The 26,578-nt window shown below is 49.0% G+C and carries 15 protein-coding genes and 1 pseudogene; 13 read left to right on the top strand and 3 right to left on the bottom strand.

Features of this window, described 5'->3' with window-relative positions; all coding sequences use genetic code 11:
* Nucleotides 1-64: 64 nt before the first annotated feature.
* From ACYVGO_RS36280 to ACYVGO_RS36270, 3 genes and pseudogenes are all read left to right on the top strand, one after another.
* A complete protein-coding gene (locus ACYVGO_RS36280) occupies nucleotides 65-2,467 on the top strand; it encodes an ABC transporter permease (RefSeq protein WP_460973593.1) in 2,403 nt (800 codons plus the stop codon).
* Nucleotides 2,468-2,594: 127 nt separating this feature from the next.
* Nucleotides 2,595-4,964: an ABC transporter permease gene (locus tag ACYVGO_RS36275; protein WP_460973591.1), complete on the top strand. Its 2,370-nt coding sequence runs from the start codon at nucleotides 2,595-2,597 to the stop codon at nucleotides 4,962-4,964.
* A gap of 25 nt (nucleotides 4,965-4,989) precedes the next feature.
* Nucleotides 4,990-5,286: pseudogene (locus ACYVGO_RS36270) on the top strand (ABC transporter permease); the annotation flags it as partial.
* Nucleotides 5,287-5,428: 142 nt separating this feature from the next.
* Here ACYVGO_RS36270 and ACYVGO_RS36265 read toward each other — a convergent pair.
* Nucleotides 5,429-6,457 (bottom strand): glycoside hydrolase family 43 protein, encoded by a 1,029-nt coding sequence (locus ACYVGO_RS36265; RefSeq protein ID WP_460973589.1) that lies wholly within the window; start codon nucleotides 6,455-6,457, stop codon nucleotides 5,429-5,431.
* A gap of 144 nt (nucleotides 6,458-6,601) precedes the next feature.
* On the bottom strand, nucleotides 6,602-7,252 hold the full coding sequence (locus ACYVGO_RS36260; protein ID WP_460973587.1) for a Crp/Fnr family transcriptional regulator: 651 nt from the start codon (nucleotides 7,250-7,252) through the stop codon (nucleotides 6,602-6,604).
* A gap of 180 nt (nucleotides 7,253-7,432) precedes the next feature.
* Here ACYVGO_RS36260 and add point away from each other — a divergent pair, with 180 nt between their 5' ends.
* The 5 genes from add to ACYVGO_RS36235 all read left to right on the top strand — a co-directional run bounded on the left by add (nucleotide 7,433) and on the right by ACYVGO_RS36235 (nucleotide 13,869).
* Nucleotides 7,433-8,449, top strand: coding sequence for an adenosine deaminase (gene add / locus ACYVGO_RS36255; protein WP_460973585.1), 1,017 nt, complete (start codon nucleotides 7,433-7,435; stop codon nucleotides 8,447-8,449).
* 9 nt (nucleotides 8,450-8,458) lie between these two features.
* Nucleotides 8,459-9,169 (top strand): HAD family hydrolase, encoded by a 711-nt coding sequence (locus ACYVGO_RS36250; RefSeq protein ID WP_460973583.1) that lies wholly within the window; start codon nucleotides 8,459-8,461, stop codon nucleotides 9,167-9,169.
* 463 nt (nucleotides 9,170-9,632) lie between these two features.
* The gene (locus ACYVGO_RS36245) at nucleotides 9,633-9,959 is read left to right on the top strand and encodes a PadR family transcriptional regulator (RefSeq protein WP_460973581.1); all 327 of its coding nucleotides are present in this window, start codon (nucleotides 9,633-9,635) and stop codon (nucleotides 9,957-9,959) included.
* A gap of 3 nt (nucleotides 9,960-9,962) precedes the next feature.
* Nucleotides 9,963-12,614: an ABC transporter permease gene (locus tag ACYVGO_RS36240; RefSeq protein WP_460973579.1), complete on the top strand. Its 2,652-nt coding sequence runs from the start codon at nucleotides 9,963-9,965 to the stop codon at nucleotides 12,612-12,614.
* Between the two features lie 421 nt (nucleotides 12,615-13,035).
* Nucleotides 13,036-13,869 carry a lysophospholipase gene (locus ACYVGO_RS36235; protein WP_460973577.1) on the top strand — a complete coding sequence of 278 codons (834 nt, stop codon included), beginning with the start codon at nucleotides 13,036-13,038 and terminating at the stop codon, nucleotides 13,867-13,869.
* A gap of 675 nt (nucleotides 13,870-14,544) precedes the next feature.
* On the opposite strand, the gene ACYVGO_RS36230 is transcribed toward ACYVGO_RS36235, so the two are convergent.
* A complete protein-coding gene (locus tag ACYVGO_RS36230) occupies nucleotides 14,545-14,856 on the bottom strand; it encodes a hypothetical protein (RefSeq protein WP_460973575.1) in 312 nt (103 codons plus the stop codon).
* A gap of 1,242 nt (nucleotides 14,857-16,098) precedes the next feature.
* On the opposite strand from ACYVGO_RS36230, the gene ACYVGO_RS36225 reads away from it, so the two are divergent.
* The 5 genes from ACYVGO_RS36225 to ACYVGO_RS36205 all read left to right on the top strand — a co-directional run bounded on the left by ACYVGO_RS36225 (nucleotide 16,099) and on the right by ACYVGO_RS36205 (nucleotide 26,540).
* Nucleotides 16,099-18,525: an ABC transporter permease gene (locus tag ACYVGO_RS36225; protein ID WP_460973573.1), complete on the top strand. Its 2,427-nt coding sequence runs from the start codon at nucleotides 16,099-16,101 to the stop codon at nucleotides 18,523-18,525.
* Nucleotides 18,526-18,623: 98 nt separating this feature from the next.
* Nucleotides 18,624-21,047 (top strand): ABC transporter permease, encoded by a 2,424-nt coding sequence (locus ACYVGO_RS36220; protein ID WP_460973571.1) that lies wholly within the window; start codon nucleotides 18,624-18,626, stop codon nucleotides 21,045-21,047.
* A 396-nt stretch (nucleotides 21,048-21,443) separates the two neighbouring features.
* Nucleotides 21,444-23,225, top strand: a complete 1,782-nt coding sequence (locus ACYVGO_RS36215) for a purple acid phosphatase family protein (protein ID WP_460973569.1) — start codon at nucleotides 21,444-21,446, stop codon at nucleotides 23,223-23,225.
* A 321-nt stretch (nucleotides 23,226-23,546) separates the two neighbouring features.
* A complete protein-coding gene (locus ACYVGO_RS36210) occupies nucleotides 23,547-25,901 on the top strand; it encodes an ABC transporter permease (RefSeq protein ID WP_460973567.1) in 2,355 nt (784 codons plus the stop codon).
* 126 nt (nucleotides 25,902-26,027) lie between these two features.
* Nucleotides 26,028-26,540, top strand: a complete 513-nt coding sequence (locus ACYVGO_RS36205; protein ID WP_460973565.1) for a hypothetical protein — start codon at nucleotides 26,028-26,030, stop codon at nucleotides 26,538-26,540.
* Nucleotides 26,541-26,578: the final 38 nt, after the last annotated feature.

The raw sequence follows: 26,578 nt of genomic DNA, 5'->3' as shown, positions 1-26,578 counted from the left end.
ACCTATTTTCCCTCTCGTCCCCCTCCTCCCCTTCTTCCCTCTCCTCCTTCTTCCCCCAATTCTTATGTTAACAAACTACCTCAAAATCGCCTGGCGGGGGCTTTTGAAAAACCGCCTGTTTACGTTCCTGAATTTAGTTGGCCTGGCAACGGGCCTGGCCGTGGCCCTGCTGCTGATGTTGTATGTAAAAGACGAACTTCAGTTCGACAAATACCATACGAATGCCGACCGGATTTACCGGGTCAAAGCAACGGTTTCCTTCGATGGAAAAACAATGAAATGGGCCAACTCGCCCAATGCCGTTGGACCGGCGCTGAAAGCCGACATCCCGACTGTAGCGCAGCAGGTACGGCTACTCCGCCATAATTACGGGCAGACCGCTTTCGTGAACTCAGGCGAGAAGAAATTTGCTGAGAAGAACTTCTACTGGGCCGACAATAGCCTGTTCGATGTGTTCGATATTGGTTTATTGAAAGGAAACCCCAAAACAGCGCTCGATGGACCACGTAAGGTTGTGCTCAGTCAGGCAACCGCCGACCGCTATTTTGGCACCGAAAACCCAATCGGTAAAATCCTGAATGTCGACAACAAGGATACGCTGGAAGTGACGGGTGTTTACGCAAACTTTCCCGGCACATCGACGCTGGATGCCGACATGATCGGGTCGTTCAGCAGTGTGCGCTGGGCAAAGAATCCCACCTGGGACAACGCCAGTTTTGAAACTTATCTACTGCTCACTCCGCAGGCTAACCCCGCTCAGGTGGAACAGCAAATGGCGGTTGTTCTGAATAAAAACGTACCCAAAGACAATCAATATTTCACGCTCGGCCTCCAACCCCTCACCGACATTCACCTGCATTCGGCGGATATTACCAATGCCAATACCACCCGCATCGGCGATTTTCAGCAGGTTAAAATTCTTCTGATTCTGGCCATTGTCATCCTGCTGATTGCGTCGATCAACTACATGAATCTAGCCACGGCCAAGGCGCAGATTCGTTTTCGTGAGGTGGGCGTTATCAAAACCGTCGGCGCAACGATGCGGCAACTAATCACCCGTTTCTATCTCGAAACAGGGTTAATGATGTCGATCGCGCTGGTACTGGCCATCGTCTTAGTATCGCTTAGTTTACCCTTATTCAACCAGCTAACGGGCAAGCAGTTACCCTTTCAGTCCCTGGTATCGCCCGAAGTAGTGGGTGGCCTGCTGCTCATTGGGTTGCTCATTACCCTTATTGCAGGCTCTTATCCAGCCTTTTACCTATCGTCATTTTCGCCTAAATACCTGCTCAGCACCACCTTCCGAAACCAGTCGGGGGCGGGTTTATTCCGGCGGTCGCTGGTGGTTATCCAGTTCACGGCCTCGGTCGTGCTGATGGTGAGTACGTTCATTTTCTACCAGCAGTTGCAGTTTATTCAGTCGCAGAAATTGGGCTATGAACCCACGCAGGTGCTGGCCATCATGACCTCGGCGGCAAAAGACAAAACGCAGATCGACGCGCTGATGAACGACTACCGAAGCCTGAGTAATGTTGTCGATGTTTGCCGGGCGCAGGCTTTCCCCGGCTATGGTGGCAGTGGCCGAACGATCACTAAATCAGACAAGAACAGCAGCAACGCCAGCGATGGCATGGCCATTCGGACGAACCGGGTCGGGAGTGACTTTATTAATGTGCTGGGCTTAAAACTGCTGGCAGGCCGCGCTTTTTCTGACGTAAAAGATCCCAAAGACACAACGGTACAGGTGGTACTGAATAAAACGTCGGTTCAGTATTTAGGCTACACACCTCAAAAAGCGATTGGGCAGAAAGCGCATAACCTGTTCGGGTGGGACCGGGCCGAGATCGTGGGCGTTGTTGAGGATTTCCATTTCGAATCGCTCCACATGCCCATTGGTGCGTATGCGTTTCACAATGCCGATACGGAGTCGCGGCCGTATCTGCTTGTCAAAACCAAGACGGCTCATTTGCCCGAAACCATGCGGCAACTGGAAGGCGTTTTCCAGAAAGACATGTCCGATTCGGCCTTTGAGTTCACCTTTCTGGATGATTTCCTGAACACGTTATACCGATCCGAACAGCGTACCGCCCAGGTCGTATTCGTGTTCTCGGCCCTGGCCATCCTGATTGCCTGTCTTGGCTTGTTTGGCTTAGCCGCCTTCACGGCCGAACAACGTACCAAAGAAATCGGCGTTCGAAAAGTGCTGGGGGCTTCGGTATTCAGCATTGTGGGTCTGCTCTCCAAAGACTTCCTGAAACTTGTATTCGTTGCAATCCTGATTGCCTCACCCCTCGCCTGGTACGGCATGAATCAGTGGTTGCAGGACTTCGCCTATAAAATCGACATTGAATGGTGGATGTTCGCCCTGGCGGGCCTGCTGGCTGTCGGTGTAGCGTTGTTAACGGTGAGTTTCCAGAGTATCAAAGCCGCGTTGATGAATCCGGTGAAGAGTTTAAAATCGGAATAAAGAGGGAGAAAAGGGAGGAAGGAGGAGAGGGAGGAAGGAACTAGAACGTTCACTTTTTATCCTACTCTTCCGCGATGGCGGCCCGCCTTTCCTCCCCTCCTCCTTCCTCCCTTTTCTCCCCCTTACTATGCTAAAAAACTACATCATTCTCGCCTGGCGGAATCTGGTTACTAACCGGGTAACGTCGTTTATCAATATTGTTGGACTGTCCATTGCCGTTGCGTGTAGTATCGCCGTTTTTTTGATTCTGAAAAACTTCTGGACGCTGGATAATTTCCACGTTAACGGCGATCGGATTTTCATGGTGGAATACACGATGGAAGTCAACAAGGAAACGCAGGTATACGGTAACGCCCCGGCTCCCATTGCTGCCGGTTTGGCTACTGATTTCCCTCAGGTGAAACAGGCAGTTCGCGTCCAGCGTGAGGGTGTTCAGGTTGTTCGTAAGGAAAACCTGTTCGATGAAACGATTACCTATGCGGATGCCAACTTTTTCCAACTGTTCACGTTCCCGCTGAAGTACGGAAACCCGGCAGCGCTGGCCGATCCGAATGCGCTTATTCTCAGCAGCGAAATGGCAGAGAAGTACTTCCCGAACCAGATTCCAATCGGGCAACCCCTGTCCATCGTTACGGCTGAGCGGGAACACAACCAGTTCATCGTTCAAGGCGTAGCCGAGAAATTCCCGAACAATACCGGCTTTGCCTTCGACCTGCTGACCGGCTATCACCCCGTTCACGCGTCGCTGAAGAATCAGGATTGGTCCTCTCACATCTATGGCGTGTTCATTGAGCTTAAGGAAAAAACCGATGTAAAGTCGCTGGCTGGGCAAATGGGTCGATATGTGGCGTTGTATAATTCCCGAAACCGGGAGAATCCCATCAAATCGTTCATCTTCGATAACCTCCGCGATCCGGGTCCGAATGCCTACGAGGTGAACCGCCGTCCGGCCGAAGCCAACCACCCAATCACGACGATCCTGTTTTCGGCTATCGCCCTGATCATGATGGGCTTGTCGTGTTTTAATTATGTCAATATTTCGCTGGGAGCGGCAACTCAGCGATTAAAAGAAATTGGTGTACGCAAGGTGATGGGTGGTACACGCCAGCAATTGATCGCCCAGTTCATGACCGAAAACCTGCTGCTCTGTTTTGTGGCTCTGTTGCTGGCATTGGTTATCACCACCGCATTTCTGGTTCCCCTGTTTAATGACCTGATGGTCATGAGCATATCGCTCTCCTTTGGTCAAAACTTGCCTTTGTGGGGTTTTCTGGCTGGCCTGTTAGCGTTTACGGCCATTGCGTCGGGGGCGTATCCAGCCTTGTATGTTTCCGCCTTCAGGCCCATTGCTGTCCTGGCCGGGAAGCTGAAGTTTGGCACCAAAAACACGTTCAGCCGGGCGTTGCTTGTCGCCCAGTTCGTGCTGGCATTTATGTCGGTTATTCTGGGGGTTGTCCTGACGAGTGCCGGTGTGCAGTGGAAAAACCTCGACTGGGGCTACAATCCCGATCAAACCCTGGTTCTTCGCCTGACCGATAGCACCCAGTTTACCATCGTCAAAAATGAGTTAGCCAGAAACCCATCGATCAGGACGATTGCCGGTGCCGAAAACCACGTTGGCGAATCAGTAGGCCGGGCAACAATCTACCTGGGCGATGTGCAGGAAAACGTGCTTCAGTACAACGTTGGCCCCGATTATTTTGACGCAATGGGGCTCAACCTGGCGTCGGGCCATTTTTTCGAAAACAACCGTGTCGCCGAAAACACCGAATCGGTCATTGTCAATGAGTCGTTTGTACAGAAGCACAACTGGAAAGATGCCGCTGTTGGTAAGTCGATACGAGTAGATAAAAAATTAGTTACGATTGCCGGAGTCGTCAAGGATTTCAAATTAATGGGTTCTGGCGCGGCACGCCCAGTCATTTTTTTCGCTGCCCAGCCGCCTATGTTTAGCTACCTGGTTGCTCGATTCGATCCAGGCAGCGGCCCCAAAGTAGTAGCGAATCTGGAACAAATCTGGCAGGCTAAATTCCCGAATACAACCGCTTCTCATTTTTACCAGAAAGATGTGTTCGATGGCTTTAACACCACGTTTCAAAACCTGTCCAACGGTTTTGGCTATCTGGCCGGACTGGCATTGCTGATTGCCTGCATGGGGCTGTATGGATTAGCGGCTCAGCATTTTTCCAGACGGATGAAAGAGGTGGGCGTACGAAAAATGCTGGGGGCAACAATTGCCCAGATCGTGTTGCTGGTCAACCGCGAATTCCTGCTTTTACTGTCCATCGCCGGACTCGTCGCTAACGTAATTTGCTTTTTGGGCATCAAGTTATTGCTCCAGAACACCCAGGAATTTACGGGTTCATTCCAGCCGGGTATCGGGTGGTTCTTTCTGGCCAATACGGTCGTTTTCATCACGGCAGCCATCGCCGTTGGCACGCAGAGCTGGAAAATGGCAAATGTCCAGCTATCAAACGTCCTTAAAAACAACGACTAAGTATAGCTGTCATTACTAGTCATTACAGAAAACCAAGGAAATCGGCATTCGGAAAGTGCTGGGCGCATCAGTATCCAGCCTGGTTGGTTTATTATCGAAAGACTTCGTTATCCTGGTGTTGGTGGCGCTGGTCATTGCCTCGCCCCTGGCATGGTGGGTGATGACTAAATGGCTGGCAGGCTTTGCGTACAAAATTAAGATTAGCTGGTGGGTGTTCGCACTGGCGGGTGTGCTAACCGTGCTGATTGCCCTATTGACGGTGAGTTTCCAGAGTATCAAAGCCGCGCTGATGAATCTGGTGAAGAGTTTGCGAAGTGGGTAGGATTGGTCTGCTGGCGCGGGTATTTACTCGTGCCTCTTAATTTCGTCAGTATTCACTGACGCACAGTTAGATTTTCAGGTGCCAGCGAATGCTGGCTATATGAAAAGGCAGGGGTAAATACCCGCGCCAGCCACTTGCTAACCTACAGCCTATTGGCTTGCCAGGGTATTGTTACTTTTCCAGCCTTAATGTCCAGCGGTAACCATACATATCGAGAATCCTCAAGATTCGTTTTGTTCCAGCGATCGGCCATGAACAGGAACTTGCCTTGCTTCGGGTCGAGTGGAACGATGTAGGTGCTTTGCGATTGGAAGGTCGTTTCAGCATTCGGGCCTACGCAGGGATTCGCCTGAGTTGTCCACTTCCCCAACGGCGAATCGGCAACGGCAACCGAGGCCGGATTGGGGCTCCAGCCCGTGCAGTCTGACGTGATTAAGTAGTACTTCCCGGCCTGTTTAACCAGCGCGGGGGCTTCACGTCGTTTGCCTTCCAAAATGCGGATGTACCGATTGGTTGGTTTCAGGTAATCGTCCGATAACAGATTGATGTGCAGCGTATTGTTATTTTCGGACGAGTGAATCAGGTAGGCTTTTCCATCATCATCCTGAAAGACCGTCATATCCCGTGAATCGTGTCCATTGGGTTTCAGGCTACCCACATAGCGAAATGGGCCGGTCGGTTTGTCGCTTACGGCTACGCCCGCGTGCGCATAGCTGTAGTCTTTGTGGTCGATGTGCATCCACATGACGAACTGGCCTGTTTTTGGGTTATAAATCACCTTCGGACGCTCGATGACGTTGCTGGTATCTAAATCACTTTGCCGGTTTTTCGTTGTGGCTGGCAGAACCACTCCTTCGTATTTCCAGGCTTTCAGGTCTTTTGATGAATAGCAGGAAATCCCCCCCGCCGGAACCCGATAACATTCCCAACTCTGGCCGGGAACGAGCCATGGTTTCCCTTTTTTGATTTCCCCAAACCAGTAGTATGTTCCCTTATGCTGAAGCATCCCGCCACCATGCGCATTGATGAAATGCCCATCGGTGTCTTTCCACAAACCGGCTTGTTCTGCGGAGTTTTTCACCGGTTGTTTTCTGGGCTGCGCCAGGAGTAGTCCACTGTTTAGGACTAGAGATAGAACTAGTAAAAAACGAAAAATGGGTAAGGTTTCCATAGGTTGTAAAGATACTCACGTTCGCGCCTGACTTTGCCACCGGGCTGGCGCACCAGTAAGGACTATTGCCATCCTTATGAAAAGGAGCGTTAAAAGAGACAGTCATTTTTATGATCTGTCTGATTCAATCTGTCGTATACGGTTTCAATGATACGCTATGATAAGTTCAGTCAGCCTCTCCCTGGAGACGGTCAAGGCAGTTTTGGTCGTAGCAGTAAACAGGTTCTGTGCACTCAGGCGGGCTAGTATTCGGTTTAGGCTCCGGACCGGAATCGCTAAGTAGTCTGCCAGATTTTGTTTGGATACGGAAGGCTGACTCTCAGTAAACAGAAAAAGTACTTTCAGGATAGCATACTCTACTGGAAAAATTTGCTGGTAGGACGCTCGTTGGGCTGTACGGCTTAGCCGCAGGGCCAGTTCCTGGAGCAGGAGCCGATTAAAATGGGGTTCCTCCAGCAGATACGAGTGAAACAAGTCCTGACTAATCTGGTAGGCCGTAACATCCGTCAGTGCTTCAACGGTAGACAGATTATTCGTCCCAGTCAAAAGCTCCAGTTCACCCAGCATTTCACCTTCGCCTAAAAATTCCAGCACATAGCTTCGGCCGTTTTCTTCGGTGATGAAACACTTAACGATCCCTCCGGTGAGCAGGTAAACCCACTGCGGACAATCGCCCTGACTAATCAGCAACTGGCCCTTGGTAAATGTTCGCCGACTAATTGATGACGAATGCGTGTCGGCGGCAACTAGCCGATTGAGGTAAGTCAATAAATCTGGATTGTATTTAATTATCACGCCAGTTACAACGGGTCAAATGTCCTTGACAGGCCCTTATATTGTGGGCAACAAAGGTAAAGATAATCCTTGGGGACTAGATCCTCTAAACCGAATCATCGCTTTACCGGCTGACCCAATGCGCTATTTTTTGATTGATACCGTAACGAAGTATATGCCACTACTTATCTCTTAATTTAAATGGACATTAAATCCTTACCTAAAGTTGAACTGCACCTGCATCTGGATTGCTCCCTAAGCTACAACGTGGTCAACGCTATTGACCCAACCATTACCGAAGCCCAATATCAGGAGGAGTTCATTGCCCCGGCTAAGTGCCACAATTTGGCCGATTTTCTAACACGGGCTCCCAAGGGCATTGAGTTGATGCAAACACCCGAGCAACTGAAATTGGTGGTGCGGGATTTATTTACGCAATTAGCGGCCGATCATGTGCTCTATGCTGAACTGCGCTTTGCCCCCCTTCAACATCTGGAGAAAGGCCTTTCTCCGGAAGAGGTGGTTCATTATACGGAAGCGGCTACGGCGCAGGCCGTGCGGGAAACGGGCATCGAAGCCCGACTGATACTCTGTACCCTGCGTCACTATACCGAAGCCCAAAGTATGGAAACGGTGCGACTGGTCGAGCAGTTTAAGGACACGCACGTAACAGGCTTCGACATTGCCGCCGACGAAGCGGGCTTCCCCATTGCCGCGCATGTGAACGCATTTGAGTATGCCAGACAGCACGGTCTTTTCTGCACGGCTCACGCGGGGGAAGCGAAAGGTCCATCGAGTGTCTGGGAAACGTTGGCATATTTTGGCCCCAGTCGGATCGGCCATGGCGTCCGTAGCATTGAAGATCCCCAGTTAGTGGCGCACCTGAAGAAGCACCAGATTCACCTCGAAGTTTGTCCAACCTGTAATGTGCAGATCGACCTGTACGATACGTATGCCCAGCATCCGGTGGACAAACTCTACCGGGCGGGTGTGGCACTTAACCTCAATACCGATGCTCGAACCATCGTCAACGTTAGCTTGAGTGAAGAGTATCAAAAGATGCAACAAACGTTTGGCTGGGACATTGCTGATTTTTACGCGACCAATCGCCAGGCCCTGCTAGCGGCCTTTATCCCCAATCAATTAAAGCAGGACCTGCTGTTTCAACTGCAAAAGCGATACCACGCGTTGGCGCCCCAACAGATACCGGCCCAATAAGCCCAAACTATGAACATAGCTAAAGAAAACCTTAAACTGATTGCCTTCGATGCTGACGATACACTGTGGGCCAATCAGCCTCTGTTCGACGACGTTGAGCGTGACCTGCGAACGTTTTTAGCGCAATACGGCACCCCCGATCAGCTCGATGCAGCCCTAATTGCCGTACAGAGCCAAAACATTGCCCTGATGGGCTACGGAGCCAAAGGATTCATCTTATCGATGATCGAAGTAGCCATTCTGCTAACGGAGGGACAGGTGCTGGGCCGGGAAATTCAGCAACTCATTGACCAGGGCAAGTATTTACTCCGGTACCGAATTGATCTACTCGATGGGGTCGAGGAAACCCTGCGCCAACTCAGCGGAGCCTATCCATTGATGGTACTGACCAAAGGTGATCTGCTGGATCAGGAAAGCAAGCTGGCCCGTTCGGGTATCGGGCATTATTTCGACCATGTCGAGATTGTTAGCGAAAAAAATGAGCTGACTTACCAGCAGCTACTCAAACGCTACAGATTGCAGCCAGCCGAGTTTCTAATGATCGGCAACTCACTTAAGTCCGACGTGCTGCCGGTCGTGAATATCGGTGCGCACGCCATTTACGTACCCTTTTATACGACAGCATTGCACGAGCAGGTCGCTGTGGCCGGTAATGGCTATGGACAGATCGAACACATGAGCGAATTAATCGCTCTGCTCAACGGTAGGCAACTGCTGTAAATCTGTGGGGATATACTTCAGCTAGTGTTGGCTGGATAATAAAGAAAATGCGTCTATTAAAAACGCTCTAGCCTGCGAAGAAGCTAAATGAATGTCTCTTCGTTTCAGGGAGGAGCGTTATTGGAAAATAATTTACTATCGGCAATATAGAGGCAGCTAGCCAACTTGATCCATCATATCCTAATCACGAAGTGAAACCAGATTCTGCCTAATCACTCATTTCTTCTAAGTAAGTCCGTTTATTGCTTCAATTGCTGATAATCGACCGGATCGTTCTCCTGCTTTTTTGGCTTACCGCTACTTAGCCACTCTTGATTCTGTTCAGGAACGGACATGGCTTGTACGCTTTCGGACAACTAATCGAATGAAATAGAAGCCAACCTTTTGATAATCAAAGGTGTAAATTTATGGCATCTGATTTGTTTAGCAAATGATAAGAAAATAAATTTATGAACAACGTACTGTGGGAAGAACATACCTGGGAGAATTTGAAGAACTCGTCCTATTAACGGTGGCCATCCTCAATGGGGCTGCTTATGGCCTCAATATCGCTGAGGAGTTAAAGAAACGGACCCTCCGTTCCATTAATCTCAGCGGGGTCCATGTGGCCTTGTACCGCCTGGAAGAAAAAGGCTTTGTGCAATCAGAATTGGGCGGAGCCACCACCGCTCGGGGCGGGCGTCGAAAGCGGCTGTTTTCGATTACAGCCTATGGTAAACGGACGCTCGATGAGATGCGACAGGTGCGAAACGATCTATGGGGTTCTATACCAAACCTATCCTTATCGTAAACCATGCAGCAACCCAAACCTATACCTTCGCCACCTGCCTGGGCCGACAGATTACTACGACTCGTCTGTCCTGACGACTTACGGGAAGAGCTCTTGGGCGATCTGCATGAACAATTTGACCAGCAAGTGGCTGAACGAGGTGAAGTTACTGCTCGGCGGCTATACGCCTGGGAAGTGATTCGCTTTTGTCGTCCTTACTTTATTAGGCGCCGGTTCAGCATCCAAACAACGACATCTACTACCTACTCGCCATCCTTTCTAAGCACTACTATGCTACATAGCCATCTCAAAATAGCTTTTCGCAACCTGTGGAAATATAAGCTGTTTTCATTTATCAACGTAATGGGCCTCAGTGTAGCCATGACGGCCTGCTTTCTGATTGCCCTCTACGTTCATTTTGAACTAACCTACGACGCTTTCCACACAAAGGCTGACCGTATTTATCGACTGGCGACGGATCTCAAAACCGAATCCGAAACCATTCATTACGACATCAGTTCGTGGGCGTTTGCCCCTAATCTTAAACGAGAATTTCCAGAAGTCGAAAATTTCGCACGCCTTAGTGTCAAGGAACGACTGGTCCGAAAAGGCGATCTGAAATTTCAGGAAAACAAAACGGTGTTTGCCGATGCGTCGTTCTTTAGCCTCTTCGATTTCAAACTGCTCGAAGGTGATCCCAAAACAGCGCTGAGCGAGCCGATGAGCGTGGTTCTTCCGGAAAAGACAGTCCGGAAATATTTCGGGGATTCGGATCCGATGGGCCAGACACTGCTCCTGGGCGACGAGGGGACTCCCGTTAAAATTACGGGAGTTATGCAGGATATTCCCGCAAATTCCCAGATAAAGGGCGATTTGTTTGTATCCATGATTTCCTACACCCAGCATTTCAATAAAGGAATTGAGCAAGAATGGGGTGATTTTGGTACGCTTTCCTTCCTGTTGCTCAAACCCGGCGCTACCCCCGATGCACTAGCCGACAAATTTCCCCGGTTTCTGGAAAGTCATGCGGGCAAGATGATGCGTGAACACAAGATGGGGATTACGATGGTTATGGAACCGTTACGGGACGTGTATCTCTACTCCAAGCGAGGTGCCGAGGAGTCAGGGAGTAGGGCCAACGTAACGGTCTTTTCGGTAATTGGCCTGTTTATTTTATTGATTGCCTGTATCAATTTTATTAATCTGACCACAGCCCGATCGATCGACCGTGCAAAAGAGGTCGGGGTCCGAAAAGCGATAGGTGCCGCTAAAGGGCTACTGGCGCGGCAGTTTATTGGCGAATCGGTGCTATTATGTATGCTTGCTTTCTTGGTTGCCCTTATCCTTTCTACTCTGCTGATTCCTGGGTTCAATTCGCTTGCCGGCAAACTGATTAGTCCGGGCATCCTGAGCAATCTGCCGTTTGTGGGCGGGATGGCTATCGCTGCCTTGGCGATTGGATGTCTGGCTGGTACGTATCCTGCACTGGTTCTATCGTCCTTTGAGCCAGTGATTGTACTGAAAGGTCGTTTTATCGCCAATGCAAAAGGCGTTTTGGTACGAAAGGGATTGGTAACCGGCCAATTCACGATTGCTACTGTGTTGATCATTGCCACAATGGTCATCTATTCGCAGGTGGATTTTATGCGTACCCGTGAGCTGGGTTTTTCCAAGGACCAGATGCTGGTGATCAGAGCGCAAAACGGTTCGAAACGGAATGCCTTCGCTGCGTCTATAAGCGGGCTGAGTGGCGTTAAATCAACGGCGGCTTCCTCTAGCGTACCGGGGGGAAAGAATTCGCAGGCGGCCTCCTTCATGGAGAATAATGCGGGTGATATGCAGGGGGGTAATCTGGATGTGTACCGGATCGATTTTGACTTCATTCCACAATATGACCTTAAAGTGGTGGCCGGAAGAGCCTTTTCCCGAGATTTCCCGGCGGACAGTTCGCAGTCATTTATGATTAACGAAGCAATGGTAAAGGTGTTGGGCTACAGCACCGCGCAGGCTGCCATCGGCAAACGAGTCGAACAATGGGGACGGACAGGGAGGATTGTGGGTGTATTGAAAGATTTTCATTTCAAATCGTTACAGGAAACCATTAAACCTCTGACGTTCCGCGTGACCGACTGGTGGAATGGCGATTTACTGTCAGTCAAACTGGATGGGCGAAATATGCGCGGGGTAGTCGAAGCCATCAAAGCCCAATGGCGGCAACACAATCCTGATCGTCCGTTCGATTATTACTTCATGGATGAGTTTTTCGACCGCCAGTACCGAAGCGACGAACGATTCCAAACCCTTTTTCTGACTTTCGCGCTCTTGGCCATTTTTATCTCTTGTCTGGGTTTACTCGGTCTGGCCTCCTATGCCACAGTCCAGAGAACGAAGGAGATTGGAGTACGCAAAGTGCTGGGGGCCTCGACAGGTAGTATTGTCAGTCTCTTGTCGAAAGACTTCCTGAAACTGGTTGTATTGGCTTTTCTGGTAGCCTCTCCCCTAGCTTGGTATGGTATGCATCGGTGGCTGGAGAATTTTGCTTACCAGACGCCAATTCGTTGGTGGGTGTTTGCCTCGGCTGCCGTCCTATCGGTTACGATTGCCTTTCTGACTATTAGTTTTCAAAGTATTCGGGCTGCCTTGCTGAACCCAGTAAAAAGTTTACGTAGCGAGTAAATCAACGGATCTACTTAAAACCTCACAAGCATCAATCATATATCGATGCTTGTGAGGTTTTTATCTGTATCATCAAACGCTCGCTTTTCGAAGCCGACCTACACCATTCTTGTCGTCTCAAGAAGGAGCGTTCTATAAGAATAACCTTTTGTCTCATACTCATTAGAATCACTCAGAGTAATGAACATAGACTTCAGTTTATACTTTAAATAGATGGTATGGGAAAGTCCTCGTAACTCACTGACAACTGAGTACGAGAATATTCATTTCAGTAAAATTCTAGATAAAAAAACCATTGATTGTACCGTTTTTCAGTCGATTTATACTGAGAAGAGTAAGCTACTACTTGCCAATTTTATCGGGCTGAATCGAAGGACCATATGCCTTCTTGGCAATCTACTTTTTATCAGGATAGAAAACCATGCAAACACTTACTCAAGAGTCCTTTCTCTCAGAAGAGGGATTGAACGTGGCCTACAAGCATTGGAAGGCCGTCAATTCGCCTAAGGCGATCCTCGTTTTTGCGCACGGATTTAATTCGCATAGTGGGTATTTTCTATGGCCTGCCCAACAGTTGACGGCTCAGGATTTTGAGGTGTATGCCATTGATTTTCCGGGCCGGGGCCACTCCGATGGAGAACGGTACTACATTGCCGACTATGAACAGTTTGTCAAAGAACTCGATAAGCTAGTTGATATTGCCCAATCCACCCATCCAGGCTTGCCAACTTTCCTACTGGGTCATAGCGCAGGGGGCGTTTTATCCTCCATCTATGTCTTGGAGCATCAGCATAAGCTCAGGGGTTTCATTTGTGAAAGCTTCGCTTTCCAAGTACCGGCTCCTGATTTTGCCGTTGCGGTCCTGAGAGGACTAAGCCACCTGTTTCCTCATGCCCACGTGCTGCGGTTGAACAATGAAGATTTTTCCCGCGATCAGGCTGTCGTTGAGTTCATGAACGCTGATCCACTGATTGCCAATGAAGTGCAGCCGACCAAAACCGTGCAGCAGTTATCGCTAGCGGACGAGCGGCTCAAGACAGAAATGGCTGCTATCCAACTCCCCTTGCTGATTCTTCATGGTACGGCTGACAAAGCAACCAAACCTAGTGGAAGCCAGTATTTCTATGACCATGCGTCATCGGCCGACAAAACATTAAAGTTTTATGAAGGACACTTCCATGACTTGCTTAATGACCTTGACAAAGAAATTGTCATGGGCGATATACTGGATTGGTTAACTGAAAAAGTGAGCTGATAAAAAAGACGATAGCTGGATAACGACAAAAATCGGCATTGACGTAAGGATAGTCAAGATAATAGTTGTTTGTCTATCTCGTAAAAAAGTACGACTTGTACAGTATAAGTAGCAGGCTATCTTACAATATGCCCGAATTACTAGCACTCAAATCTCTCTTCGTCTCAGTCGGGAGGGTTATCTGAGATGTAAGCTTACTATTTTTCGTACTTTACTTCCCAACGTACGAAATGTACTCGATTTTTATTCAAGCTTCGGACTTATAGAATTGTCAGGTTGGCTTACTGTTGCTTTCGTAAAATCTTCGATAAGATAGAAGTTGTGTCGGCAACCTGGACAGTGATAGGCTTTGACAGGGAGACGTTTCATAATCCCTTTCCAGCGCATACGATCCGGTTCTGAATAACCACAAGCGGGACAGCGTTTGCTGAATCGAAATGTTCGATACAGGAGCAATAAGATCAGTAGGACAACAAGGAAACTACCTGAATATATCAAGAGCGTAAAATGATTTTATCAATTAGACGTGGTTACGGCTTAAGTTGCTAAGTATGACGGCTCTTATTGCCGAGATTCTTTGGTCAAAAAACTAAGCTACAAGCGAAAGTAATAGCCTTAAATTGGTGTTTTCATGACAAATGGCAGAATCATAGGTTCAGCCTGTAACTCTCTGATTTAATAGCAAGCAACATAGCCGTTGAGATTGTTGATAATTTTAATGTGTGTTTTTAACCTTTCGTATTTGTCATCTAGGTCAGAATCTGGGCGGCTTAATTCATCCTCTAACTTTACGAGAGTCTGGTGCATAGCTTTCAACAAACCAAGTAGTTCATCATTTTTAGGCTTTAACTCGTCAACGTGATGACTAGAAAGTTGTGAGATTAGTTGATTCGCTTCAATTTGGCTGGCTATATTTCTATAGTTAGCATCATACTGTTGAATAGTCTGAACCCATTCCATGACTAGTATACTCTGTTCATTATTCATACAAAGGTATTTGTGCATAATTGTGTGGAAATAATCCCCTTAGCGTAAGGAAAAACACTATTTGGCTGATAGAGCTGATAAACACATATTGGAACTGTACTAAACCGTTATGATACCTTTTCACCAAAGAAAGCTGATCTCTCTTTAGTAGTTTGTATAGTCGGCCTTGAGTAAAAAGGCATGCAAATGAAACCAAATACAATGGTGCTTCTTATTACTTCTCTTCTACCCTGTTAATGAGCTGGCGCTGTCTCAACGAGAAGTCTATAGCCTTCATCATTGTCTACCGCATAAAATTAAATGCAGAATTTGGTGTATACCCAAGGAAGTACGTGAACATCAGCTTACTAGAAACTGACAATAACACTACAATAATTAATCATTAATATTTATTTATATAATATATGTATATGAATGTATATAAAACGGGGGAAATCACTATAAAGCAGCATCTTGCTTTGGCATGGATGGAAGCTCATACTGACATGAAGTAAAGATCTAATAACGTTACTCTATAAACGAACGTCTATTTGTTCTCATACCATTATTATCTCGTTTCGTACTTTAAGAAGAAAAGTACGAAAAATCGACCTGCTTTTAGGACTCCGAATCGCCTTGAAACCTACTATTTGGCCGTTGTGCAATGGATTTATTTTCGTACCTCCTAGAATAGTACGAAAGGGAGGCTATGTCGCAGCCACACCCGCTTTTACGAGATAGACATCCCATTTCTCTATCGCCCCTAAAGCTCGACAATAGGAGTTGCAAATTGTCATCTCACAAATCAACGTCTCAGATTGACAAATGACTCAAGTATGTGAGATGGCGCAGTTGCCATACCTACTTGAGCATCCTACTATCATCACTCATAATCGACTGTACGTCAATAGGATTGAAATTATATAGCGAAAGTGATGTCGTTACGATTTATATACCTTTTTTTATTTGCGCCCAATTTGCTAGTCTCCGGCCAGAGGCCGTTAAAACAATAGCTCACTGGTACGCCAGCCCGGTGGTACGCCAGCCCGGTCAGCGTAGCCAAGCGAGAACATACGTTCCGGGAGTGGATTTCACCGAAAAACAAGCAAGGCCATTGATCCATAAAGAACCTGTCCGTAGCTGTCCGCTTCCTGTCCAGTTTCGGACATGTATCAATAAAATACCCCAACTAATCACCTAGCAATAAGCGCTTTATCTTTCCGGTACAACATTTGGGGTATGCTAGTATTACGTGTTACTACTATGCTAACGAACTATCTTAAAATCGCCTGGCGGACGCTCCGCAAACAGCAGGGCTTTACGTTCATCAATATTTTTGGGTTGGCCGTTGGACTGGCCTGTTGCCTGCTCATCATGCTCTACGTGCTGGACGAGCTGAGCTTTGACCGCTACAACGAAAAAGCCGACCGCATCTACCGCGTTCAGTCCGACATTAAGTTCGGAGGTAACGACATGCACTTTGCCGTTTCTCCTGACCCAATGGGGCCAACCCTCAAGAAAGATTATCCGCAGGTCGAGCAGTTTGTCAGGCTGCACCAGCGGGGAACGTGGTTAGTGAAGCGGACGGGTGAGCCAACGAGTCTGCGGGAAGACAATATCACCTTTGCCGATTCCACCCTGTTCGATGTGTTTACCCTACCTCTCATTTCGGGTGATCCCAAACGGGCATTGTCCGAACCCAATACGGTAGTCATTAGCGAGTCGGCAGCGAAACGGCACTTCGGCAATCAGAATCCGATGGGCCAGCCGATGGTGTTCGACAACAATAAAACCTTCAAGGTATCGGCGGTTATGCGCGATATGCCCAAAAATTCGCATTTCCGAAGTGATTTTTTCCTCAGCATGCTCAACGATGATTATCCCTGGGGGCAGTGGCTCAGCAATAATCACCACACCTATATTTTACTCAAACCAGGTAGTGATGCCCAGGTGTTTAGTAAAAACTTTACTACCGTTATCGAAAAGTATGTTGGCCCACAAGCGATGCAACTCATTGGCACGAGCATGGATCAGTTTCGCAAAGCGGGGAATAGCGTAGGTTACTGGCTGATTCCGCTTACGGATATTCACCTGCATTCTAAACAACAAGTCGAACTGGCTCCCAACGGCGACATCCAGTATGTCTATATCTTCTCGGCGGTGGCTTTGTTCATCCTGCTGATTGCCTGCATCAACTTCATGAATCTGGCCACGGCACGGTCGGCAAATCGGGCAAAAGAAGTGGGGGTTCGAAAAGTGATGGGCTCAGAACGGCAGCAACTCATTGGCCAGTTCATGACCGAATCAATACTAACTACAGTACTGGCTATGGTACTCGCCATCAGTATCGTAGCCATAGCTTTACCGGGCTTCAATACAATTGCGGGGAAAGAGATGAGCATCGTTCAGCTCGTATCACCTTATTACCTGCCGCTGTTAGTGGCCTTACCCATTGTAGTTGGGCTACTGGCGGGTAGCTATCCAGCCTTCTTCCTGTCATCTTTTCAGCCGATAACGGTGCTTAAGGGCAAAATAAACGTGAGTTTCAAAAGCGCTGGCTTACGGAGTGGGCTGGTGGTGTTTCAGTTCATGATGTCCGTGGTACTTATTGTCGGGACAATTATCGTGTACCGGCAAATTACCTACATTCAGACCAAGAATGTAGGTTTCAAACGCGATCAAGTCCTCACCGTCAACGGCGTTTATGCGATGGGTAAGCAGGCCGAAACCTTTAAGCAGGAAGTGCTTCGTTTGCCAGGCGTGGTCAGTGGTAGTATTTCAGGATACCTGCCAACGCCCTCGAATCGAAACGATAACGCCTTCTTTGCCGAAGGGGAGTCGAATAGGAACAAAGGTGTTAATATGCAGAACTGGGGAGTTGACTACGACTACGTAAAAACCCTCGGCATGCAACTTGTTCAGGGGCGCGACTTTGCCCGGTCATTCGGCTCCGATTCGTCGGGCATTATTCTGAATGAAGCCGCCGTGAAGGTATTAGGCTTCAAAGATCCTATTGGCAAGCGTGTGTGGCGATTTGACGATGCACAGGGAAAAACCCAGAAAACGTACACGATCATCGGCGTTGTCAAAAACTTCCATTTCGAATCGCTTCGGCGAAATATCGGGGCCTTATCCCTGGTGCTCGATTCAAATTCTGGAGCCGCTTCTTTTCGGGTAAGTAGTACAAATCTTCCAGCACTGGTATCACAAATCGAAGCAAAATGGAAGCAGATCACCCCAGGCCAGCCATTTAGCTACCAGTTCATGGACGACAGTTTCGATGAAATGTACCGGGCCGAACAACGGGTAGGCACCATTGCCCTGACCTTTGCCGCACTCGCCATCCTCATTGCCTGCCTGGGCCTGTTTGGGTTGGCAGCGTTCATGGCCGAGCAACGCACTAAAGAGATTGGGGTGCGCAAAGTATTAGGTGCGTCGGTGGGTAGTATCATTGGCTTGCTCTCGAAAGACTTTTTGAAACTGGTCTTCATCTCCATTATCATTGCCTCGCCTATTGCCTGGTACGCCATGAGCCAGTGGCTCAGCGATTTTGCCTATAAAATTGACATCGAGTGGTGGATGTTCGCGCTAGCGGGTATCTTAGCTGTAGGAATTGCCTTGCTGACCGTGAGCTTTCAGAGCATCAAAGCCGCGTTGATGAATCCGGTGAAAAGTTTAAGATCTGAGTAGATGCGTGGAGCAGGGTGCATGGAGCGGGGCAACATCGACCGGTGCCCCTGCCGTAACGACGGTCCGCTCCATGCACCCTGCTCCACGCCAAACGCCCTATGCTATCAAACTACGTCAAAATTGCCTGGCGATCAATTCGTCAACAGCGGTTATACAGCCTGCTTAACATCACAGGTCTGGCACTCGGCCTGGCCACCTGCGGCCTGTTGATTCAGTACGTTCGATTCGAACAGAGTTACGACCAGGATGTAGTGGCCGAGGATAAATCCATTTATCGGGTGGAAACCCTGTTTTATGGAGCGGGACATAAATCCGAACACTGGGCAACAAGCACGACCGGGTTTGCGCCGGCCATGAAAGCGAATTTTCCGGAGGTGGAAAGCTTTACGCGCATCGTCTGGCGAAATTCAGAACGGGTTGTCCGTTATGAAAATCAGAAGTTTCGCGAATCGCACGTCTGCCTGGCCGATTCGAATTTCTTTACCTTTTTCGACTATCCCGTGGTGCAGGGCGACCGCCGGACGTTTCTGAACGAACCCAATTCCGTAGTTCTGTCCGAATCGGCGGCACACAAGTATTTCGGCGCGCAGAATCCACTGGGAAAAACGCTGGAAATTAGTACCCGATCTCAGCAACTGACTTGTCGGGTTACCGGCGTTTTCGCGGATTTGCCCGTCAACTCGACCATACAGTTTAGCATGCTGATTTCCGGCAAAACGGCTCCGCCCCGTACCTGGCATTTTTGGTATCAGCATTCCAGTTATACGTTCGTTCAACTCAAACCTCACTCCGATCCCAGCCGGGTAGAAGCCAAATTCCCGGCGCTCGCCGAGCACTATAAAACCGAGTCGACGATGCGGGACGTGACCTGGGGCATCCAGTTAGTTCCCCTTCACGATCTGCACCTCAACCCGGCTACGCCGAACGAAATTGAAATCAAAGGAAACCGGACCGCCGTCGATTTTCTGTCGGTGATTGCGCTCGTCATTCTGCTGATTAGCTGGGTCAATTACAGCAATCTGACCACGGCACGGGTAATGCATCGGGCCAAAGAAGCGGGTGTTCGGCGGATGATCGGTTCATCGCGACGAATGCTGTTGTTCCAGTTTGTGATCGAATCGATGCTGGTTCACACCATTGCGCTGGTACTGGCCGTGCCAACGGTGATTATTGCGGCACAGTTACTCCCCGATTCACTGCACCTGCATCCGGCACAGAGCGTGTGGGCCGACCCATTGGTGATTGTCGGATTTCTGACGCTGTGGCTGTTGGGAATCGTCCTGACAGGCGCTTATCCGGTAACGGTATTGTTACGGGCATCGCCAGCTTCGGTATTGAAAGGGCGCTTCCGATTCTCGGGCAGGGAGCGGTCGTTCCGGCAATCGCTGGTTGTGGTTCAGTTTGTTATTTCGGTGATTTTACTCGTCAGCACATTGGTTGTTTATCGGCAGACGGCTTACATGATGAACCAGCGGCCGGGCGTGCTCACCGATCAGGTCGTCGTAATTAAATCGCCGGTCAACACGCCTGATTATGCGGGTAAAATTGAGCTGTTAAAAAAACGCATCAATGCACTGGCGGGCGTATCGAATGTGACAGGTTCAGGCTCAGTTCCGGGCAAAGAGGTCGGGCAGTTTCTGGCCAATCGCCGGTTCGAAGCCAGTCCCGCCGACAACCGGCTCGTAGAAATGCTGAAAGTCGATTTCGACTTCATCCCGACTTATGGGTTACGCCTATTAGCCGGTCGTGGTTTCGACAAGACCCGCCCGGCCGATTCAACGGCCCTGGTGCTCAACGAGTCGGCGGTTAAGTACTTTGGGTTTACGTCTATTGAACAGGCTATTGGGCAAAAAATAGCTTTAGAAACAACGCCGAATCAAGCCAGCGAAATTATCGGCGTGGTGAAAGATTATCACCAACAGTCATTACATCAGCCGTTTACGCCCATCATGCTCTTTATGGACCCCGCCTTTAGCTGGATTCCAACGAATTTTTATTCCATCAAATTCCGGGCAGATAATCCTCAGCATCTGCTGGGACAGGTGGAGAGTATCTGGGGATCGTTGTTTCCGGAATCGTCGCTGGATTATTTCTTTCTGGATGAATTCTATGGAAAGCAATATCAAGCCGACAAGCAATATGGCCTCCTGTTCAGCATTTTTTCGGGCCTCGCCATTTTCATTGCCTGTTTGGGTTTATTCGGTTTAGCCACCTTTTCGGCTGAGCAGCGTACCAAAGAAATCGGTGTGCGTAAAGTACTGGGCGCGTCGGTCGCCAGTATCGTGGCGCTTCTCTCCAAAGACTTCCTGAAACTGGTGTTCGTTGCCATCGTTCTGGCATCCCCGATGGCCTGGTGGGCCATGAACAAATGGCTCGCCGACTTCGCCTACAAAATCGACATCGAATGGTGGATGTTCGCCCTGGCAGGTTTGCTGGCCGTTGGCATCGCGCTGTTAACCGTGAGTTTCCAGAGCATAAAAGCGGCTTTGATGAACCCAGTGAAGAGTTTAAGGAGTGAGTAGCGCGATGGCGCAAGGCTCTGGTCTTGTGTCTATTATTCTCCGGCCTCTGGCCGCTTTATTATTAATAGCTTTCACACCGGCCAGAGGCCGGGGAATAGTAGACACAAGGCCAGAGCCTTGCGCCATCCGCGCCATCGCATCACAAAAAATTAACAGCCGGTAGATAGCCTTTGCGGTGAGGCTGGGCGTACTATTCAGGAGCGTATTTAAACTTTCATTTTCTAGCTAGAATTAGCGTGTTTTTTTTGTCATTCCGACGCAGGAGGAATCTCAAGCTTGACTAAGATGGAAGCTTGAGATTCCTCCTGCGTCGGAATGACAAAAAACCGATTCAGTTTTAACGAAATTAAGAAAGTTTAAACAGCTCATGTTCGAGTCTCCCCACTAGCTGTCTACATGAAATTTTCTGGTTCTTTTCTTTTCCTGCTCCTCGTACTACTAACGGCGTTTGTGATTGATGATAGCCGCCAACCCAAGCCGGGTGTCAAGGCGGTGATGGATGGCGTTGTCACCCGTTTGTATAAAACCTACCAACCTCAACAACTCGATACGATTCAGCAGAATTTTGTGCTCTCTGTCCTGACAGATCAGGAGAAAAAGGTACTGGCAACTCAATACTGGACGTTCCGGGCCAATGTTCCGGTCGTTGTTTCGCTGATGCGGGATCAGGGGCAGAAAGTTCTTCCGTTTTGGCTGAAAGACAGTGGATTTCGTAAGACGGAACTGGTCGTCAAAAATGAAGAATATACCTATGAGGTCTGGCAAAAGACGTTCGATGCAGGCGTGGTCTCGTTAGGCATTAATGGATTTGACAAACACCGGCCGGTCTATTTCATCAGCGTGAAGGCGCAGCACGCCGGTGATCCGTTACACATCACGCCTATTTTCCCCACTCATCAAACATTCACCAAATTCCAAAAAGGGGCATTTACCTACCACGACTGGAGCGACCTGAAACTCAACGAAGTACCTGAATCCCTACGCGGCCAGACCCTGTTTCAGACAATTCGCGGCAGAGCGCGGGAAGCCCATTTAATAGGCGCTTTCCGCCGAACCAAATTTCCGGCCACAACCCAACCCGATCACCTCCTGCTCACCTGGAGTGGCACCCCCGCCACCACCCAGGACATTCAATGGCGAACCTCCGCGTCCGTACCGACTGGCGTTACCAAATATTGGCTGAAGGGCAGCCATGACACCCTGACCAAAGCGGCTGTTCTGTATAAAATGGAAGATCGGCTCCTGCAAAATGATCGGTACGCGCATCGGTTTACGACGCAGTTAACGGGGCTACAACCCGGCAAAACCTATGATTATCAGGTAGGATCAACCCAAGGCCGCTGGTCTTCCGTGGCTTCCTTCCAAACGCAATCCAACACGAAGGAAGGCTTCTCGTTCATCTGGTTCGGTGATACGCATAAATCGCCCGTATGGGGAGAGATGGCGCAACAAACGCTTACCCGGCATCCCAACATTGCCTTTTATTCGATAGCCGGAGATTTAGTCAGTACGGGGTTGCATCGGGATGAATGGGACGAATTATGGCAGTATTCGGGAAACGTCTTCCAATCCAAACCGCTGCTGCCTATTCCCGGTAATCACGACAGTCAGGATGGCCTGGGGGCCTGGATGTATCAGCAAATGTTCAGCCTGCCGCACAATGGACCAAAGCACCCCGAAGTACCCGATGAACAGACCTACACGTTTACGTATAAAAACGCGCTGTTTTTGATGATCGATGCAACGGCTCCTATTGAGGCACAAACCGCGTGGATCAAGCAGCAACTTTCGCAATCGAAAGCCGATTGGAAATTCATGTTCTTCCATTTTCCGCCCTACACGTTTGAAGAAGATTACGCCGATATTCGGAAAGCCTGGGGGCCACTGATCGATCAATATCACGTGGATATGGTCATGAGTGGGCACGTGCATTATTACATGCGCTCCAAGCCTACCTATAACGGCAAAGACGTAGCTACTCCCGCGCAGGGAACGATTTATACCATCTCCATCGGCATACCCAGCGAACATGCCATCTGGCCGGACGAACCTTATGCCGCACTCCGGTATAAAAACGGCCCTTTCTACCAATTGATGGACATTCAAGGCAAAAAACTTACGTATACGGTCTACGATAAAGACGGGAAGGTTAGGGACGAACTGGTAATTACGAAGTAAAAACCCCGCTTTGACGTGGTGTTCTCGTTGAGACTGTTGAAAACTATGCTCAATGAGGTCTATTGATGTGGTGTCAGATTCTTAAATCTGACAGTTTAGGTTTCTCAAAACCTACTGTTCATATCTATAGGTTTCTCAAAACCTAAACTGTCGGTTATTAGTACCGCGCGGGCGGCCCCGCCGACATCACAGCCTTAGCCCGTTGACGGTTGGCTTTGTTGCCAGTCAATAGCATCTGTGGAGTAACAGCCTTAACTATTTTTAACAACCTGAAAAACAACCCTTCACGCGCCTTACCACTCTACGTAAGAAACGTGAACTATGCTCGCTAACTACCTCAAAATCGCTCGTCGCCATCTCTGGACGAATAAACTCTATACTGGCCTGAATGCCGGAGGCCTGGCCGTTGGGCTGACGGCCTGCTTACTCATGGTGCTGTACGTGAAGCATGAATTCACCTACGACAGTTTTCATAAAAATGCCGACCGCATTGTTCGCGTTACGACAACGATTACGACACCCGATGCGCCGATATCGGTAGCCTCCTGCTCAATCCTGCTGGCCAGCGCATTGAAACGGGATTACCCGGAAGTGGAAACAGCCGCCCGATTCGAGCCGGTGTCGGCCCCCATTCGGTATGGGACGAAGTTGCAGAATGAACCCAACGTGTATTACGCAGAGCAGGCCGTTTTCTCGGTGTTTAGTTATCCCTTCATCGAGGGAAATCCGGCACGGGCATTAACCGAACCCAACACCGCCGTTGTTACCGAAAGTTTTGCCCGGAAATACGCCGGACGCACGAGTGTGCTGGGTAAGACATTTTTGTGCAACAAAAAACTGTATCGCATTACGGGCGTCATGGCCGATTTGCCGTCCAACGCCGACATGAAGATCAGCGCGTTGCTGGCTAAGGATTATTCGACCTACACCGACTGGCTAGTCGATGATTTTCCGGTGTATACGTTCCTTCTGTTTCGCCAATCCCCCAACCTAAACGCCTTTGACAAGAAGCTGGCCGTGCTCAGCAAAACTTATATCCAGCCGGAACTGAAAAAAGTGGGTGCCGTGGGCTACGCCGTTGTATTCCAGACCGAATTTCTGAAAGATGTACATTTTAGTCAGGGGAAAATGGCCGATATGCCGAAGGGCAATAAACAATACGGCTATCTCTTCCTGTTTCTGGCTGGTTTTGTGCTGGTCATTGCGTTACTCAATTATATCAACCTGTTGACGGCCCGCGCCACCGGGCGAGCGAAGGAAGTGGGCATCCGAAAAGCCAGCGGGGCGTTACGGCAACAGTTGGTTGGTCAGTTTTTGTTTGAGTCATTTCTGTTGAGTGTACTGGCGGTCGTTCTGGCGATCATCCTGTTGGCAATCACCATTCCTTTTTTCAACGACTTACTGCAAATTCAGCTTGCTATAGCCTGGACCGATGGTTTGCTGATGGCAAGTATCGCTTTAGGGAGTACCGCCTTGCTGGGTGGACTTTACCCGGCGGTTGTCTTGTCCGGCTTTAACACGGCAACTGTATTACGGAAACAATCGGGAGGTTTGGGGCGGGGTTTCGGACTCCGGCAAGCGATAACCGTGTTTCAGTTTGTGCTGGCGGTGGGTATGATTATTGGTGTATTGGTGGCGCATAATCAGATGAATTACATGCAACACGTTGATCTGGGGTTCACGAAAGAGCAGGTGCTCACCGTTCACCTTCCCGACGATTCACTGTCCAGAACCTACGGCTATGCCCTCGCCAATGAGTTACGGCAACGGACCGAAATCAGGGACGCATCGCTAGGGTCGGGAATTAAGCCCGATGCCATACTAACCAAAGCAACGACTATTTTTCAATCGGCGGGCAAAAAACGGGAAGTGATGAGCAATTACCTGTCCATTGATGACCGCTTTTTGCCGTTGCTGAACCTGAAACTGGCGAGTGGCCGGAACCTATCGGCGGGTTCCGAATCCGATAAGAACGGGGCTTTTCTGGTGAACGAAGCCTTTGTTAAACAGGCGGGCTGGAAACAGGCCGTTGGCCAACCGATGGAAGGATTTATGCACAAGGGCAAGGTTATTGGCGTAATCCGAAACTTCAACTATCACTCCCTGCATACAGCCATCGAGCCGGTCGTATTGGTATTCAATACCACTCCCCCTGCCAACCTGACGCTGAAAATGAAGCCGGAACAGTTGCCACTGATACAGACGGCCTGGCAAAAACATTACCCAAACTTCCCTTTCGAGTACACGTTTCTGGACGAGGCTTTTGATGCCCAATACCGAAAAGATAAACTCATGATCACCCTGTTCAACGGGTTTTCGTTACTCACCCTACTGGTTTCCTGCCTCGGCTTATTCGGTTTGGCGACCTACTCTGCCGAGCAACGCACCAAAGAAATCGGCGTCCGCAAAGTACTGGGCGCGAGTGTCGTCAGCATCGTAACACTCCTCTCGAAAGACGTGTTGAAACTAGTACTGATCGCCATCGTCATTGCCGCTCCCCTCGCCTGGTACGCCATGACCCAATGGCTCGCCGACTTCGCCTATAAAATTGACATTGCCTGGTGGATGTTTGCCGTAGCGGGTTTCGTAGCGATAGGTATCGCGTTGCTGACGGTAAGTTTCCAGAGTGTAAGAGCCGCGTTGATGAACCCGGTGAGGAGTTTGCGAAGTGAGTAAGCTAAAACTTACGCAAATACCTCCTAAGCTTCGCGAATATGTGAAAAGAACTCCGCACAGTTTTGCATATTTGGAAGTTAGCGGCAAAAGTATACCCAAACTATAAAAAAACAGATACAATTCAGTATGCCGAATAAACTCGAGTATTACTACTATGAGGCAAAGGACAACAAATGGTATCACTACTTTGCCATTTTTTGTCGTTTGGCTTTGGCTGTTGCATGGGTAATTTCAGGCTATGTGAAAATTTCGGGGGAACGCTTTGCGGCTGGCTTATCCCATAATCATCCCCTAGGCCAATATTTTGATGCTTTACTGAATACAGGCTACTATTATACATTTATTGGGGTTGGCCAGGTAATCGTTGCCCTCCTGTTACTCATTCCCAGGACTGCACTTATTGGCGCGATCAGCAGCTTCCCCATTATCCTAAATATTTGTGTGCTCACCTATTCAGTCCGGTTTGAAGGAACTCGTGCAGCAACATTTATGCTATTGGCTAATTTGTTTTTATTGTGCTGGGACTATGATCGCCTAAAATCGATTCTACCATTCAGTGCCAACTTAACTAAAGAAAAGCCCCTAACTAGTAAATTTCCATTTCTGTTTTTTGGCGGCAGGTTAAACGCATTAAAATAGTGGCATTTTGTCCTAGTTCAGATCTTTGTGACATGAAC

This window comes from Spirosoma migulaei (genome assembly GCF_054776855.1).
Note: the sequence above shows the minus strand (reverse complement) of the source record. Positions and strands in the feature narration are given on the sequence as shown.

Coding starts and splice junctions, on each gene's coding strand:
- ACYVGO_RS36205 (WP_460973565.1), top strand. CDS start 26,028: ATGCCGAATAAACTCGAGTATTACTACTATGAGGCAAAGGACAACAAA.
- ACYVGO_RS36250 (WP_460973583.1), top strand. CDS start 8,459: ATGAACATAGCTAAAGAAAACCTTAAACTGATTGCCTTCGATGCTGAC.
- ACYVGO_RS36265 (WP_460973589.1), bottom strand. CDS start 6,457: ATGGAAACCTTACCCATTTTTCGTTTTTTACTAGTTCTATCTCTAGTC.
- ACYVGO_RS36230 (WP_460973575.1), bottom strand. CDS start 14,856: ATGAATAATGAACAGAGTATACTAGTCATGGAATGGGTTCAGACTATT.
- ACYVGO_RS36280 (WP_460973593.1), top strand. CDS start 65: ATGTTAACAAACTACCTCAAAATCGCCTGGCGGGGGCTTTTGAAAAAC.
- ACYVGO_RS36210 (WP_460973567.1), top strand. CDS start 23,547: ATGCTCGCTAACTACCTCAAAATCGCTCGTCGCCATCTCTGGACGAAT.
- ACYVGO_RS36235 (WP_460973577.1), top strand. CDS start 13,036: ATGCAAACACTTACTCAAGAGTCCTTTCTCTCAGAAGAGGGATTGAAC.
- add (WP_460973585.1), top strand. CDS start 7,433: ATGGACATTAAATCCTTACCTAAAGTTGAACTGCACCTGCATCTGGAT.
- ACYVGO_RS36240 (WP_460973579.1), top strand. CDS start 9,963: ATGCAGCAACCCAAACCTATACCTTCGCCACCTGCCTGGGCCGACAGA.
- ACYVGO_RS36275 (WP_460973591.1), top strand. CDS start 2,595: ATGCTAAAAAACTACATCATTCTCGCCTGGCGGAATCTGGTTACTAAC.
- ACYVGO_RS36220 (WP_460973571.1), top strand. CDS start 18,624: ATGCTATCAAACTACGTCAAAATTGCCTGGCGATCAATTCGTCAACAG.
- ACYVGO_RS36225 (WP_460973573.1), top strand. CDS start 16,099: ATGCTAACGAACTATCTTAAAATCGCCTGGCGGACGCTCCGCAAACAG.
- ACYVGO_RS36215 (WP_460973569.1), top strand. CDS start 21,444: ATGAAATTTTCTGGTTCTTTTCTTTTCCTGCTCCTCGTACTACTAACG.